Source organism: Streptomyces sp. NPDC101178 (assembly GCF_044767965.1).
Classification (GTDB): domain Bacteria; phylum Actinomycetota; class Actinomycetes; order Streptomycetales; family Streptomycetaceae; genus Streptomyces.
The window spans coordinates 256617-270390 of record NZ_JBIWOZ010000007.1 but is presented as its reverse complement, the minus strand read 5'-3'; the positions used below and the strand labels follow the sequence as shown (position 1 = coordinate 270390).

Below are 13774 nucleotides of genomic sequence, written 5' to 3'. Positions count from 1 at the left end.
AGTCCACGGCCGCGGGGGCGACGTTATCAAGGACGGAGGCGGTGTCCCTATGCTGCGTCAGGCGCTGGCCTCAGGACCGATCCACGACGTGCGGGAGGCCGTTGTGTAGAAGACTGTGGGCGGGTGCGCCGGCCCGGGCGTACCGGAAGGGGGGAAGCGATGCGGCATGTGCCGAATCTGCCGATGTACGACAAGGACGCGACCACCAGACTGCTCTGCTCCTCGGTCCATCTGGACGACGCGTTCGCCCGGTACGCGCACCGGGAACTCCTGGGCGACCGCCTCACCGCGATGGGTCTGCCGCTCGGTGTGAACCTGCTGGCGCTGGCCCGCCACGCGCACCGCGCGACCGGGCGCACGGACCTCCGTGACCGCGGGCTGGCCTGGCTCTGCGCGGTGTGGTGGCTCGCCGTGCTCACCGTGATCGGCGGCCTGGTGAGCGGCGCACCCGGCCTGGCGGAAGCGGCCGTCCTCGTGGGGCTGCTCGTCCTCGGATGCGCCTGGTGGCTGGTGCACCGGGCCGAATCCCAGGCGCGCGCCGACGCCCTCGAAGCGCGCTACAACACCGCGCGCCCGCAGGACCTGGCCCCCGAGGTCACCGGCGAGGCCGAAGCGCGGCTGCGCGGACGGCGGCGCCCGAACATGGTGCCGTACACGCAGAGCGCCGAGCGGCGCAATCCGTTCGTCGGCAGCGGCGACAAGATCAAAGAGACGGTCTGGCAGCCGATCGACATCAGCCGCCCCGCCGACGCGCCCGGCGGCGGCAAGGCGACCCTGATTCCCTTCGACGCCGTCGACCTCCACACCTACCTGGCGCGGGAGTTGGGCAACCTCGCCGGTCTCGAGGGGCTCCGGGCGCAGAACCGGCTCTACGTGCTCGGCCTCCAGGTCCTCCACCTCGGCGACGAGGTGCTGCCCGACCGGCTGCGGCCGCCCAACAGCGAGATCCCGCCGCCGCTCGTCAAGGCGGGGCTGCTCAAGCCCGGCGCGGGCATGCGGACCTACCTCAGCCTGGAGCGGGTCGGAGAGGGCGGCCGGGTCATCGTCTCCATGCACCTGCGCGCCCGGCTCCAGCACCCCAGCCTCTCCTGGGAGGTCGCGGCCTACGGCATCCCGCCGCTGCACGCCCGCTACTACGGCGCCGACTACATCCCGCGCGGCGGCTGGGAACGCCGGTGGAGCCTGGTCCGGTTCGCCACCTCGCACACCTGGTCGGGCCTGACCGGCGCACCTGGACGGAACGGGCGCCGCAACGCCGAGCGCAAGCGGCGCGCCCGCGAACTGGAGAAGGCGCGCAGGGAGATCACCAAGAAGCACGCGCTGTACGACTACGGCGCCACGGACAGCCTGCGCGAACGGGTCGCCTCCTGGGACCAGTTGGGGCACTCCGAGCGCACCGACTCGCAGGACTTCCTGCACCGGCTCCAGCAGGGCGTGCTCATCGCCACCGAGCGGTTCCTGAAGGCCCACAACGTGGACACCAGCTCCTTCGACCAGGCCCAGCAGGTCATCAACACCCAGACCTACAACATCTCCGGCGACATCACCGGACCGGCCAACATCGGCAACAACGGACAGATCTCCGCCGCCTACGGGCCGGGCGCCCAGGCCCCGGCGGCCGCGGGCCCCACGCCCTGAGTCCGACGCCCTGAGCCCCACCCCGTGAGCCCGCACCACCGACCACCAGGAGAGACATGAGCACGTACAACTTCCACGGCGACATCTCCGGCCCGAGCAACTTCGGCGACCACGGAAAGATCGAGGTCACCTACGGCACACCTCCGGCCGAGGCGCTGCGGCTCGCCACCGACCTCGTCCAGCTCGTCCGCCAGGAGGCCGCGCGGCCGGAGCTCGCGGCGCAGGCCGAGATCGTGCGGGGCGAGCTGGTCCGGGCGGGGGAGGAAGGCCGCCCCGCCGACCAGGGGCGGATCCGGCAGGCGCTGGAGACGCTGACGGTGGGGCTCGCGGCGGGCAGCGGCGGGATCGCGCTGGCCCAGGAGATCGGCCGGCTGGTCGGGCTCTGAGATGACACCCACCGATGTCGACGTCGCGACGGCCGGGGCGCGGGCCGGTGCCCTCGTGGTCCGCACCCTGTACGGCCGGCGGCTTGACCGCATCGACAAGGGCGCCGGGGACTTCGCCACCGCCGCCGACGTGGAGGCAGAGCAGGCGATCCTCGGCGTCCTCCGCGCCGCCCGGCCCGCTGACGCGGTGCTGGGAGAGGAGGGCGGGCAGCAGGGGGCCGGTCCTGCCGAGGCCGTACGCCAGTGGCTCGTCGACCCTCTGTGCGGCACGCTCAACTACGCCGTCGGCAACCTGCTGGTGGCCGTCAACGTGGCCCTGCGCGACGGGGCGGCGGCGGTGGCCGACCCGTTCGGCGGCGAGGTCTTCTTCACCGACGGCGAGAGCGCCTTCGTACGGCGGGACGGAACCGACGACGTCCCGCTGACGCCGACCTCCGCAACCCGGCTGGTGGACGTCAACCTCGATCCGCCGTTCCCGAGCGCGCCGGCGTTCCGGGCCGTGGAGCTGCTGGCCCACCCGGGCTTCGCCGAACACTTCCGGCCGCGCGTCGTCTCCACCACGCTGGCCCTCGCCTGGGTCGCGGCCGGGAAGCGCGCCGCGTACGTCACCGACGGCGGCGATCTCTCCGGGAGCGTGCACTTCGCCGCCGGTATCGCGCTGTGCCGGGCGGCGGGGTGCGTGGTCACCGGGATCGACGGCGCCCCGGTCGGCGAGGGCCACGGGCTGGTGGCCGCCGCCGACGAGGAGACGCACGGGCTGCTGATGTCGATGATCCGCGGCGGATGAACTCCCTTCGCCCCGGCGCTACTTGTCGATGATCCGTGCCGAATGAAGTCCGGTGGTCCCGGCGCTACTTGGCGTGGACCGACGCCTGCGCTCCGCCGAGGTCCAGCCGCAGGCCCGCGCGGAGCGGGACCGTCTGGCCCGGGGCGATCTCCTGCGAGGTGCCGTCGGATCGCGTCCCGGTCCAGCTCGTCGACGAACGGTTCGCCAGCCCGAACTTGCCCGGCCTGCTCGGGTGTTCCGTCAGCTCCGCCACCAGCGTGGCGTCGCTGTAGTCGTGGCGCGAGGGCTCCGGCGCCAGGTGGTGTTCGTGCACCCGGGCGGCCCGGCCCAGCCGCACGTGGCGCTCGGAGCGCGGCAGCGGCGTGAGGATGCTCAGGCGGGGCGGCAGGATCAGGGCGCTGCCGCAGGACCAGCAGGTGCCCGCCGTGGTCGCGCCGGGCTGCGTCATGTTCTGGCGGCCGCAGTCGGCGCACTCCACGACGGCGTCCAGGACCGACCGCAGCGCGTCCCGCCACTGCGACTCCCGCACCCGGGCCGTGGGCTGGTGCAGGCCCACGGTGAAGTTGTGCGTGAACAGGTCCTGGAGTGCCGGAGGGGCCACCGCCCACGTCTGCAGGACGGTGGACTGCTCCACCGGGTCGGGAGCGTTCGCCGGATCGGCCGGATCGAAGACGAACAGCGGCTGCTTCCCGTACAGCCGCTTCTCCGCCGCCTCGTCCAGGCAGTGGATCTCCAACTCCCGCTTTCCCTTCAGTGGGTGATGGTTCATCAGGAGCATGAACAGCAGGACGGAGAGCGAGTGGAGGTCCGTCTGCGTGCCGGGCCTTGCGCCTGTGTCGCCGCGCACCAGCTCCGGCGCCATGAACTCCATGGTCCCCGAGATGCCGGTGCTGTCGCCCTCGACCACCGCGTTGTCGTTGTCGCAGACCAGGACGTCACCGCCGGCCGGATCGAAGAAGATGTTGCCCCAGGAGATGTCCCGGTAGGCGATCCCGCGCGAGTGGAGCGCCTGGTAGGCCTCCACCGTGTAGAGCGCGGCGGTCAGCAGGGCGCGCGGCGTGGTGCGCAGCCTGCGGCGGAAGAGGTCGGGCAGCCCTTTGAACCGGTCCGGCCGCAGGTCCATCAGATAGCCGAACGCGCCGGTGCCCGACGGTACGTACGCCGTCGGCCACAGGAAGCGGTCGTCGTCGAAGTCCCGGGCCACCAACTCCCGTACGATCGCGTCCTGCTCGGGCGTCGCACAGGAGGGGTAGTACCACTTCAGGGCGCGCTCGCCGGACGCGGTCGCCACCCGGTACACCTCCCCCTGGCCACCGGCGCCGAGCATGTCGATGACGCGGACGGACTCCCCGTCGTCGGCGGTGAGGAGCGTTCCTCCGTCGAGCATGCCGGTCATGCGTCACTCCGTGGTTGGTCTGCCGCGGGGCCGTGGTCCGCCGCGTCGGGTCCGGGCCGCCGGGCGGCGACCAGGGTCGTGTCATCCCCGGAGTAGCGGGCCGCCTCGGCCAGCCACCCGGGCAGGGCGTCGCGTACGTCGTCGGGACCGCCGGCCTTCGCGAGCCGCTGGTCGAGACCGGTCATGAACTGCGCGAACCCCTCGTCCGAGGCGAAGCTCTTGGAGAGGCCGTCGGTGGACAGGGCCACCAGCCGCGGGGTGCGCTCCCGCGCGACGACCGGCGCCCAGTGCACCCGGATCATCTTCCAGGCATGCCGGCTGCAGAGGGACTCCGTCTCGTCGCCGAGATCCGCCTCCACCGGGGCCAGCGGCAGCGCGACCGTCCCGTCGGCCCCGATCACCGTCAGTTCCCCGTCGCCCAGCTGCCAGGCCGCGAAGACCTGCGGGGTGAGCACCGCACCGACCAGTGTCGCCCCGTACAGCAGCAGCTTCTGGCCCTTGTTGGGCGGCTCGGCCGCGGGGTCGGCCGTGTCCGGGTGGCGGTCCCAGTGGGAGAGCACGCTCTCCTGCCAGGCGGCCACCAGCTGCCGGGGCAGCTCATTGCGTGCGTAGTTCATCAGCCAGCTCAGGCTGTGCGTGCCGTCCGGGCCCTCGGAGCGCGCCAGTTCGGCGAACGTGCGGGCCTGGGCGGCGAACAGGTCGACCGCGCACCGCGCACCGATATGGCTGCGGGCGTGCGCCGCCGAGCCATGGCCGTCCGCCACCGCGAGGACCAGCGGATCGCCCGTGGAGCCGGATCCCTCGCTGACGTACCAGTCCTGGTTGATCTGCTTGTTGACTCCCCGCACGCTGTGTTCGAGGGTCTCCCACAGTGGCCGCTCAGGTGCGCTCACCAGACGTCGTCATCGTCGTCGTCCAACTGCGGCGGCGCATAGGGCGGTTGCTTGAGCGTCGTGTCGGAAGGGGAGGCCACCGGCTGCGACGCCGCCTTGACCGCGGCCGTCGAGGCCCAGCGGATCGCCGCCGCCAGCTGCTTCGGGCTGTTGGCGTCCAGCGGCTGCAGCTCCGGGTTGCCCAGGAACTCCTGGAGCACACCGCGGTCCGCGTCCGCGCCGATCGCGATGGCCACCCGCACCGCCTTCCTGCCCCACGGCGTGGCGTCCAGCGCGCGCAGACCGGTCTTCCAGTCGTCGGTCGGCACCCCGTCGGAGACCAGCGCCAGCACCGGCTTCAGGGCCCGCTGCGGCATCGGCGGAGTCTGGAACTCACGGGAGACCACCTCCAGCGCCTCGCCCAGGTTGGTCATGCCGTCGACCTGGACGTCCTGCCAGGTGAAGTCGTCCACCGGCACCGGGTCCTTGTGGTGCCAGCGTGCCTCCGTGGAGAACGTCATGGTACGCAGCAGGAGTTGGGCGGCCGGATTGTCGTGGGCCACCGACCGCATCTCCGGAATCGCCTCCCGGATCGCGTAGTTGAGCTGTCCGATCTTCTCGCCCTGCATGGAGTAGGAGCAGTCCAGCAGCCAGATGAAGTGGACCGGCCGGTTCGCCATGGGACCGCCGGGAATGTCACTCACTCGAAGCCCTCCTTGTCATGGTGTGTGATCCGTCGTGGGGTTGGGGAAAACGGAAGCCGCCGGTCGGGAAGGCGGGGGCCGCCGTCACTCGCTCAGCCATCCGGTCACCTGCTCGCCCAGGAACTCCAGCCCCCAGGCCAGGAGCCCGCCGAGGACCAGGACGGAGGCGATGACGAACAGTGTGAGGAGCAGCCGACGTCCTCGCGCGACGTTCGGTGTGACGACCGGCATGGGCGTGGACCGTCCCTCTCTTCTCGGACGTGAACGACCTTAACGACCACGTCAGACTCCGTCAGCGGGTTGAACGATCTTGTACGGGAGCATCGCGCGGGCCCGGCACGGACGCGGTCGCCGGGCCGGCCGCCGGGTCCTCGGAGAGCAGCTTGCCGACCCGCAGGCCTGTCCGGGCCAGAATCCACAACACCGGCTCAGCCGCCCGCCGTTGCTCGCTCACCAGCGGACCCGTCCCGGTGGCCGCGTAGGCGCTCAGCGCCCAGTACCGCCGGCTGCGGAAGCGGTGCCCCAGGTCCCGTACCAGCGGGTCCAGGCCGATCGTGGCCAGCCACGGGCCGACCCCCGTGGCGGGTACCCGCAGGTGTTCGATCCGGTCGAGCACATCCCGCTTGGTGACCACCACCGCCAGCGGCAGCCGGCCGCGCCGACGCCGTCCGGCCAGTGCCGACAGCTCCCCGGTGAACGTCTGGTACGTCTGCCAGGGGCCCGGCTCCGCCGGTCCGGCCGCACGCGCCAGCTCCTCATCCGCGGCCGAGAGGGACCGGCGCACCTGGGGATCGGCCAGGACGTCGACGACCAGGACCACGCCGTCCGCATGGGCCAGATACTCCTGGCGGCGCGTGGAGTCCACATCGTGGAGGGACTCGCCCATCGGGTCGTAGAGGTACAGCAGCCGGTGTCTGCGGCGGTGGCTGATCCGCAGCATCAGGGCCCTGGGCTGTCCACCCTGGGTTTTGCGCACCCAACCACCTTGCTGGAGCTGCCCGTTGATGTCCAGTACGTCCCGCCGGTCGTCGTCCGTCGCGAACTCGACCTTCATCGGACCGTGCCCGGTGCTCGCCTGCAGTCCGGTGACCGCCGCCGCCATCAGCATCGTCTTGCCGGACGAGGTGCCGCCGATCACCGGCACGTGCACGATCCGCAGGCGCCCGATCCCGGCCGGGAGCGACCGGTCGCAGTGAGGGCACTCGACGGCGAGCCGGTCGCGTCCGGCGAGTGAGACGGCGTGGATCCGGCGGCCGCACGAGCAGAGGTGCGACAGCGCGCCGAACCGGCCCGGCCGCAGCTCCCGGTGGGCCGCACCGCACCCCGGGCACCGGTGCACGGCGAGCGGGAAGGCCCGGTAGCAGCGCGGATACGGGCACTTCATCCGGACCCGCCGTGCCAGCGCCACGCCCCGGTCCACCCCGCGCAACGCGCCGACCCCGGCCACCGCCGCCAGCCACACCAGGCCGACCAGCAGCCACATCACCAGGTGCACCAGCACCATCACCGCCGAGGTGAGCAGCGCCCCGGTGATCGCGCCGAGCGCCGTGCCCGGGGCCAGGAGGCGGACGACGAAGCGGGCGATCCAGTGGTCGAAGCGGTAGCCGGTGGACGGCTGGCGGCCAGTGAACATGCGCCGGGCGGTGACCGCCATCCACCGGCCCAGCAGCCGGTGCCGTACGGCCGAGGCGGCGGCGCGGGTGGAGGTGTACGTGTCCACCCACATCAGCTGCGACCAGTACGCGCGCCGCGCGGGCTCGGAGCCGACGGACGGGATCCGGCGATCGGGCGTGCCGGGCGTGCGGGGGCGGAGCGCCTGCGCGGAGGCGCCGAGCGCCAGGGCCAGGAACTCCCAGAACGCGCGGAAGAGGCTGACCGCTACCCAGGTCGCCACGGTCAGCCAGGCCGCCGCCGTGAGGAGCCAGCCCATCAGGCGCCTCCGTCCCGGGAGCCCCGGCGGCGGGGAGCCGCCTTCCCGGCCCGGCCCTCCCGCCCGCCGAACCGCAGCCCCAGCCGCCCCAGCGCTCCCGGCCGGTTCCAGGCGCGGAAGTCCTCCGCGTGCCGTGCGCCCCGCTGGGAGAGGGCCGCTTCCACGGCGGCCAGATCCTCGGTGCTCAGCGCCCGAGCCGCCGGACGCAGCACCCCGTCCAGCAGGGCGCCCCGCACCTCGCCCCAGGCCCCGCCCACCTGCGGATGCCGGTTCCAATCGACGAACCGGGCCGCGAAGTAGTGCGGGTCGCGGAGGAGTCGGTTCCGTACGGAGTCGTCCTGCGCGGCCTTCTCGTAGGCCGCGCAGAGGTCCGTGTCGCCGCTGCGGATCAGTTCTTCCAGCTCGCGGCCCGCGCCGGGGTCGGTCAGCAGCTGGTGCGCGAGCCTGCCGCCGACGTGTTCCAGGACCGGCGGATTCACCGGCCCGGCGGTGCTCCGCAGGCCGAGGATCCGGTCCGCCCAGCCCGGCGGCGCACCGCCCGCCCGCAGGTCGCGCGCGAATTCCAGCAGCAGGAGAGCCGCCCGGTCGTGCGGCCGCAGCTCCTTGCCGAAGGCGGTGAGGAGTTCGTGCGCGAGCTCGTCCGCCTGCGGATCCCCGGGCCGGCCGTTGAACGCGGCCGTGACGAGGAAGGGCCAGGTCTCCGCCGCGCGGTGGACGTCGGGCCCGGTCTCGGCGAGGACGTACCGGGCCTCCTGCGGGGTCGGCGCGGTGGAGCCCCACACCAGGCGGAAGGCGATGCGCAGGAGCGGCGGATGCGCGAAGACGGAGACCCGCGAAGCCTCCAGCACGGCCCGGAGCTCACTGTTCCGGTCGCCGCCTCCGGCCGGGCCACGGGCCTTCCGGCCGCACATCCGCAGATACGGCAGCGTCTCCCCGCTCTCCAGCGGCCCCGCACTCTCCAGCTCCACCGGCGCACGCTCCAGCAGCACGGTGACCGATGCGGGACCGGCCGCCGCCGCCGAATCGAGCTCCCGCAGCAGGGCGGTGTGCAGGTCGGGCCGGTCCGTCAGGGTCTCGTGGAGCTCACCTCCGTACGCGGACGGATCGGCCAGCAGCGCGGACGCCAGCCGGTGCGCGAGCGGCGGAACGAGGTCGGCGCACTCCACCCCGAGGAGCCCGGCCACCCGCAGCAGCCGCAGCGGACGCGCGAAGCCGTCCGGCGCGTCCGCGATCCCGGCCCGCAGCTCCGGACCCAGCTCCGCCGCCAGCTGCCGGGCCACCGCGTCGGTGAGGGCGCCGCGCTCCGGCGGTCGTACCGGCTCCGGCGAGCGCACGGCGGCCGTGAGCAGCCGGGCGGCGAGCGGTGCGGCGGTCTCCGCCCGCAGGCTTCCGCCGACCCGGGCGAACAGCTCGGCCAGCGCGGCGGTCTCGGCCGCCGGTACCGCCTCCTGCCGGGGTGCCGCCAGCGTCTGTACGAGCCCGTCCAGCTCGCGTTCCTCCAGCTCGGCCGGGTGTTCGCAGGCCCACCGGGCCGCCGCCGCGCGGTGGGGCGACGGCAGGTCGATCCCGGCGCACAGGGCGAGCGCCGAGACCGGCCCCGCCGTGAACGGCTGTCCCGGGAGCCGGTCGGCGTACGGGAACAGCTCGACGGCACCGGCCGACCAGATCCGCGCGGCGGCCACCGCCCACGGGCTGGGTTCCGGCCCGTCGGCGGCGGGCGGGACGGTGCAGTCGTGGACCCGGTAGCGGCGTCCGGAACCGGCCGGTCCGTGTGCGTCGTCGGGCAGGACGCCGATGATCCGCTGCCCGGCGAGGTGCGGACGCCGGGTGTAGGTGGTGAACGTCAGCCGGTGGGCGGCGCGCCGCGGCAGCACCGTGCTCGCCAGGACCACCCAGCGGGCCACATCGGCGCTGTCCGGCTCCACGAGGACGATCTGCGGGGCCGTCTCGTCCTCGGCCTGGCGCTGGAGATCGGTGAACACGGCGGCCAGCCAGGGCTCCCGGGACGCGGCGAAGGCGATCAGACCGGCCGGGTCCAGCCCGCTGGAGGGCGGCAGCGCGTCCAGGGCCGCCGGTACGCCTCCTTCCGGCGTGGCCGTGGCCCAGCCGGGCGACTCCCAGGCGCTGACGGGCAGGGCCCCGTCCGGCAGGTGCCGGCCCGGCGCCAGGTGCACGGCGTGGGCGTGGAAGTTGCCCCAGCGGCCGCTGTAGTCGGCGCCCGTGTAGACCGTACGGGCCAGCAGCCGGCTGCCGTCGGACAGCTCGCTGTAGCTGAACGCCCGGGGAAAGGCTTCGAGTTCGGCTGCGGACGGACGCGAGGGCGCGTTCCGTGGCGGCTCGTAGCCGATGAGCTGTTCGGCCTCCCGGAGCACCGACTGCGGCAGCCCCGGCGTGAGCGCGGTGAAGCGGAAGCCCGAGCCGTCCGGGCCGGGCGGCGCCGAGGTGTAGTGCAGCTGTCCCAGCCTCATGCGTCGGCCTTCCCCGTACGGTCCCGGCTCTCCCGGTCGTTCTCCCGCCGGCTTTTGCGCACCGGGATCAGACCGCGCCGCCCCAGCAGCCAGAGCAGCGGGTCCTCCACGCGGACCGGCTGCGGGCCCGACTTCGGTGCGTCGGCCGGTGCGTCGGCGGGCGGCGGCGAACCGAGAGCGGAGAAGCCGAAGTACGACAGTTCGGCGAAGTCGTTCTCCAGCTGGCGGCAGAGCACTCCGGAGTCCCAGTCGCTCAGCAGGGACCTCAACTCCTCGTGTACGGCGAGCCGGTCGTCGTCATCGTGTTCGCCGCCGGTGTGGCCGGCGTTGCGCAGCAGCGGCGAGTGCGAGCCGAGCAGCGGCCGCAGCGCGTCCGTCTTCGTCACGGCGACGGCCATCGGCGTGGTGACCCGGCCCCGCGACACGCTCCGTCCGTGGGAACGGAGCTGGGCGGCGAGGTCGGAGGCGATCTGCTGCGGGGAGGTCTCGACGGCGGGCAGCGGCGGCCCGTCGGCCCACGCGCCGCGGTCGCGTACCGAACCCATCTGGAGCGGGTCGACGAGCAGGATGATCCCGTCGGCGGCCGCCAGGTACTGGGTGTAACGGGCCATCGCCTCCGCGCTCTTGAGGTCCTCGCCCGCCGCGTCGAAGAAGACCAGCGTGGTGTGCCTGCTGCCCTTGGCGTACCGTCCCCGGCGCGGCACGCTCAGTCGGTAGAGCAGCGGATCGTTGAAGCCCATCGCCGCCGGACGCGTCGTGTCCGGCAGCCGCAGCCGCTCGTACAGGTCCTCCTCCATCTCCCGGTCCCGGCGCTGGGTCTCGTCGCCCATCGCGGGCAGCGAGATGGTGAACTCCCGGCCGACCCGGCCGCGCAGTTCGTTGACGAGCACCGACACATAGGTGCTCTTGCCGGAGGCCTTGGCGCCGACCAGGGCGATGATGCGGCTGTCCTGGTCGCAGTACTCGCTGGGGAAGTCGTTGTGGCAGCGGCGGCAGACCCGTACCGCCGTCGCCACCCCGCACTTGGGGCACGGCTGCCGGGCGGAGGCGCCGCGCAGGGTCGCCAGCGTGCGCGGCGCGGCGAAGACCGGGCCGCGCAGCCGCCGCGACGGCGGCAGGCTCGGACCCATGAAGTCCGCCCATACGTCGTCGGGTTCGGCATCGCACGGGGTGCCGGCGCGTACTCCGGTGGCCATCATCAGGCAGCGGTAGGGCAGGCGCGCGGCGGGTGCGCGGTCGAAGCAGTAGGGGCAGATGACGGTCGTCATGTCAGCGCACCACCAGGTTCGTCGGAGAGGGTTCGTCGAGGCGTACGTCGGCGGCCCCTTCGCCGAGAAGGAAACCGCGCAGGACGTACGGGGGTTGGAGGCCGGGTGGCACGGGCAGCTCCACCGGGTCGCCGGGGCGCAGGGTTCCGCCGTCGAGCCGGAGCAGGGTCGTCCCGTCGGTGGGCGTGCGCGGCCGGACCGGGTCGCGGCCCTTGCCGGTACGGCCGACGAGTACGAACTCCGGCAGATCGGGCGGGACTTCACCCGGGCACGAGAGGCTGACCCGCAGCAGCGCGGGCCCTCGGCGCAGCACCCGGCGGGGACCGGGGACGATGCGGTAGCTGACGGCGATGTCCGCCGCGCCCCGGGTCGCGCCGCCCGGCGGAGGCACGACGACCGCGTCCGGCGTCCGGGGCGCGGCGGAGAGCGTGAGGGAGTACGCGGACGGCGCCACGTCCACGTACAGCCCCTCCCGGACGTATGTGCTGCGGGCCACCCGGTGCACGGTGCTCCGGCCGTCCTGCTCCACCGTGGCCGCCACCTCGCCCGCCTCCGCAGGCCAGTCGAACGTGACGCGCGCCCGGCCCCCGGCCGCCCGCTCCACCCGCGCCCCGGCCACCGGGGGCGGACACTCCACGACCAGCCCAGGACCCGCCACCGCACGCAGGCCGAGCACGGCCAGGACGGACACCCGCGTGACCGAGCCCGGAGGCGGCACCAGACCACCGCCCGGCGAGACCTCCCAGCCCAACGCCGCGGGCCAGGGCCGCGCCGGGTCGTAGGTCAGCTCTTCCCCCGGTTCCGGCGGGTCGGCGGGCCAGGAGACCAGGCGTACGTCCGCGCCCCGGCCACCGCTCCAGGAGAACCGCACGGACCCCTCGGCCACCGTCGCGTCGAGCCGGTCCACGGGCGCGGGCCAGGGATCGACGGAGACGGCATGCTCCGCGCCCGCCGACTCCACGACGGTCCCGTCCGGCGCCCGGTAACGGCAGTGGACGCGCACCACGTACGCGCCGACGCCAAGCCCGGTCGCGGTCAGCCCGCCCGTACGCACCGCGACCCCGTCCACCGGCCCGTCCGGGCCCTCCAGCCCGACCCGGACGTCCAGCGCACCCGACGGCTCGGTCCACGCGGCGGCGATCCGGCCCCGGCCGGTGGTGGAGCGCAGCCCGGAAACGTCCGGGGCGACGAGCAGCACGTCCGAGACCTCGGGCGGTCCGTCGATCCTGCCGCCCCGCAGCGGGAACGCGGCATAACGGACCTCCTGGCCGAACGGCGGATGCCGGTCCACCCACCCGCCCGCCGGCGAGACGTCCGCGATCTCGGTGATCCCGGGCGGGCCGCCCGGCACCCGGGTCAGCCGGAGGACCCGCCGGCCGGCCGGATCGCCGGTGGCCGGACGCGCGGGGGAGAGGGACACGGTCTCGGGCGTCGGCCGGACCGCCAGCACGTCACCGGGGCCCGCGTCCGCGTCCTTGGCCGGGCGCACCCGCACCAGGCCGAGCACGGCGCGCGGGCAGTCGGCGGCCAGCCGGGCGGCCGTGAGGAAACCGGCCTGGGCCGCGCGGGCGTCACCGGACCGCTCGGCCTCCCGCGCCGCTTCGAGGGCCCGGTCGGCCTCCCGTACCCGTAACGCGATCTCCGCCAGCCGCCCGCGCAGCAGCGCGTCGCCACCGCCGTCCACCGGCAGCCGGGCCGCGAGGCGCGCGGCCCGCCGCACCCTGCCGCTGCTCCAGGCGTGCTCCAACCCCTCGGCCGCACCGCGTTGCCGACCGTCCAGCCGGTGGCGCCCGGCCGCCGCGCGGACGAGGGCGCGTGCCTCCTGCGGGCAGATCCCGAGGGTGACGGCGGTCGCGGGCTCCGAGCCCCGCGGGTGGGCCTGGAGGAGTTCGGTGAGCTGGTAGAGAAGGACGCGGCGCAGCGCGGCGGGGTCCAGGAGCTGCACGGCCTCCAGGTGCGCGAAGAGCGGCCCGGACGCGCCACCGCGTACGGCGCCCAGCTCACGGATCCGCTCCGCCCCCACGCGCTGCCAGCGGCGCGGCGCGCGCTCCTCGAAGACCCCGTCGAGCACCCGCAGCGCCCGCCCGTGCTCGGCGAGGGCATCGCCGATGTGCCTTAACCCCAGGGCGTGTTGCCGCTCGACGAGAGCCCGGTACTCCGGGACGAGCGGCGAGAGCGGCAGCCCGCGCAGGGCACGCCGCAGCCCGAGGTCGTGCCCGAACTCCAGCCCCACCGTGCGCCCCCGTGCTCACCGCTCGTGCTCCTGCCGCCCATCCCAGCAGATCCGGGGGCTGCGCGGTGCCGTTTCCCGTATCCCGGACCGGA

The 13774-nt window shown here is 74.1% G+C and carries 11 protein-coding genes; 3 read left to right on the top strand and 8 right to left on the bottom strand.

Annotated features, from left to right (window positions below):
• Positions 1-159: 159 nt before the first annotated feature.
• Genes ACIRR8_RS21610 through ACIRR8_RS21600 form a run of 3 tightly spaced genes read left to right on the top strand, consistent with a single transcriptional unit; the run spans position 160 to position 2811 of the window.
• Positions 160-1638: a hypothetical protein gene (locus ACIRR8_RS21610; protein ID WP_404067138.1), complete on the top strand. Its 1479-nt coding sequence runs from the start codon at positions 160-162 to the stop codon at positions 1636-1638.
• Between the two features lie 56 nt (positions 1639-1694).
• Positions 1695-2024 (top strand): hypothetical protein, encoded by a 330-nt coding sequence (locus ACIRR8_RS21605; RefSeq protein WP_404067136.1) that lies wholly within the window; start codon positions 1695-1697, stop codon positions 2022-2024.
• A gap of 1 nt (position 2025) precedes the next feature.
• Entirely contained in the window at positions 2026-2811 is a 786-nt protein-coding gene (locus ACIRR8_RS21600; protein ID WP_404067133.1) for an inositol monophosphatase family protein, read from the top strand.
• Positions 2812-2875: 64 nt separating this feature from the next.
• Here ACIRR8_RS21600 and ACIRR8_RS21595 read toward each other — a convergent pair whose 3' ends face one another.
• The 8 genes from ACIRR8_RS21595 to ACIRR8_RS21560 all read right to left on the bottom strand — a co-directional run bounded on the left by ACIRR8_RS21595 (position 2876) and on the right by ACIRR8_RS21560 (position 13682).
• Positions 2876-4207, bottom strand: coding sequence for a protein kinase (locus tag ACIRR8_RS21595; protein WP_404067130.1), 1332 nt, complete (start codon positions 4205-4207; stop codon positions 2876-2878).
• Positions 4204-5100: a protein phosphatase 2C domain-containing protein gene (locus ACIRR8_RS21590; protein WP_404067128.1), complete on the bottom strand. Its 897-nt coding sequence runs from the start codon at positions 5098-5100 to the stop codon at positions 4204-4206. The genes ACIRR8_RS21595 and ACIRR8_RS21590 overlap by 4 nt, the downstream gene beginning before the upstream one ends.
• Positions 5097-5759 carry a tellurium resistance protein gene (locus tag ACIRR8_RS21585; RefSeq protein WP_404067595.1) on the bottom strand — a complete coding sequence of 221 codons (663 nt, stop codon included), beginning with the start codon at positions 5757-5759 and terminating at the stop codon, positions 5097-5099. Before ACIRR8_RS21585 ends, ACIRR8_RS21590 begins: the two co-directional genes overlap by 4 nt.
• 108 nt (positions 5760-5867) lie before the next feature.
• Positions 5868-6014 carry a hypothetical protein gene (locus tag ACIRR8_RS21580; protein WP_404067126.1) on the bottom strand — a complete coding sequence of 49 codons (147 nt, stop codon included), beginning with the start codon at positions 6012-6014 and terminating at the stop codon, positions 5868-5870.
• 61 nt (positions 6015-6075) lie between these two features.
• On the bottom strand, positions 6076-7713 hold the full coding sequence (locus tag ACIRR8_RS21575) for a hypothetical protein (protein ID WP_404067123.1): 1638 nt from the start codon (positions 7711-7713) through the stop codon (positions 6076-6078).
• Complete coding sequence (locus tag ACIRR8_RS21570) at positions 7713-10181, bottom strand: GTPase-associated protein 1-related protein (RefSeq protein ID WP_404067119.1); 2469 nt, start codon at positions 10179-10181, stop codon at positions 7713-7715. The genes ACIRR8_RS21575 and ACIRR8_RS21570 overlap by 1 nt, the downstream gene beginning before the upstream one ends.
• Positions 10178-11449 carry a hypothetical protein gene (locus ACIRR8_RS21565; protein WP_404067117.1) on the bottom strand — a complete coding sequence of 424 codons (1272 nt, stop codon included), beginning with the start codon at positions 11447-11449 and terminating at the stop codon, positions 10178-10180. Before ACIRR8_RS21565 ends, ACIRR8_RS21570 begins: the two co-directional genes overlap by 4 nt.
• Before the next feature lies 1 nt (position 11450).
• Entirely contained in the window at positions 11451-13682 is a 2232-nt protein-coding gene (locus tag ACIRR8_RS21560; RefSeq protein WP_404067114.1) for a hypothetical protein, read from the bottom strand.
• Positions 13683-13774 lie beyond the last annotated feature (92 nt).

Excerpts from the sequence above, each read along its gene's own strand:
- ACIRR8_RS21610 (WP_404067138.1), top strand. The coding sequence starts at position 160 with ATGCGGCATGTGCCGAATCTGCCGATGTACGACAAGGACGCGACCACC.
- ACIRR8_RS21605 (WP_404067136.1), top strand. The coding sequence starts at position 1,695 with ATGAGCACGTACAACTTCCACGGCGACATCTCCGGCCCGAGCAACTTC.
- ACIRR8_RS21600 (WP_404067133.1), top strand. The coding sequence starts at position 2,026 with ATGACACCCACCGATGTCGACGTCGCGACGGCCGGGGCGCGGGCCGGT.
- ACIRR8_RS21595 (WP_404067130.1), bottom strand. The coding sequence starts at position 4,207 with ATGACCGGCATGCTCGACGGAGGAACGCTCCTCACCGCCGACGACGGG.
- ACIRR8_RS21585 (WP_404067595.1), bottom strand. The coding sequence starts at position 5,759 with ATGGCGAACCGGCCGGTCCACTTCATCTGGCTGCTGGACTGCTCCTAC.
- ACIRR8_RS21580 (WP_404067126.1), bottom strand. The coding sequence starts at position 6,014 with ATGCCGGTCGTCACACCGAACGTCGCGCGAGGACGTCGGCTGCTCCTC.
- ACIRR8_RS21575 (WP_404067123.1), bottom strand. The coding sequence starts at position 7,713 with ATGGGCTGGCTCCTCACGGCGGCGGCCTGGCTGACCGTGGCGACCTGG.
- ACIRR8_RS21570 (WP_404067119.1), bottom strand. The coding sequence starts at position 10,181 with ATGAGGCTGGGACAGCTGCACTACACCTCGGCGCCGCCCGGCCCGGAC.
- ACIRR8_RS21565 (WP_404067117.1), bottom strand. The coding sequence starts at position 11,449 with ATGACGACCGTCATCTGCCCCTACTGCTTCGACCGCGCACCCGCCGCG.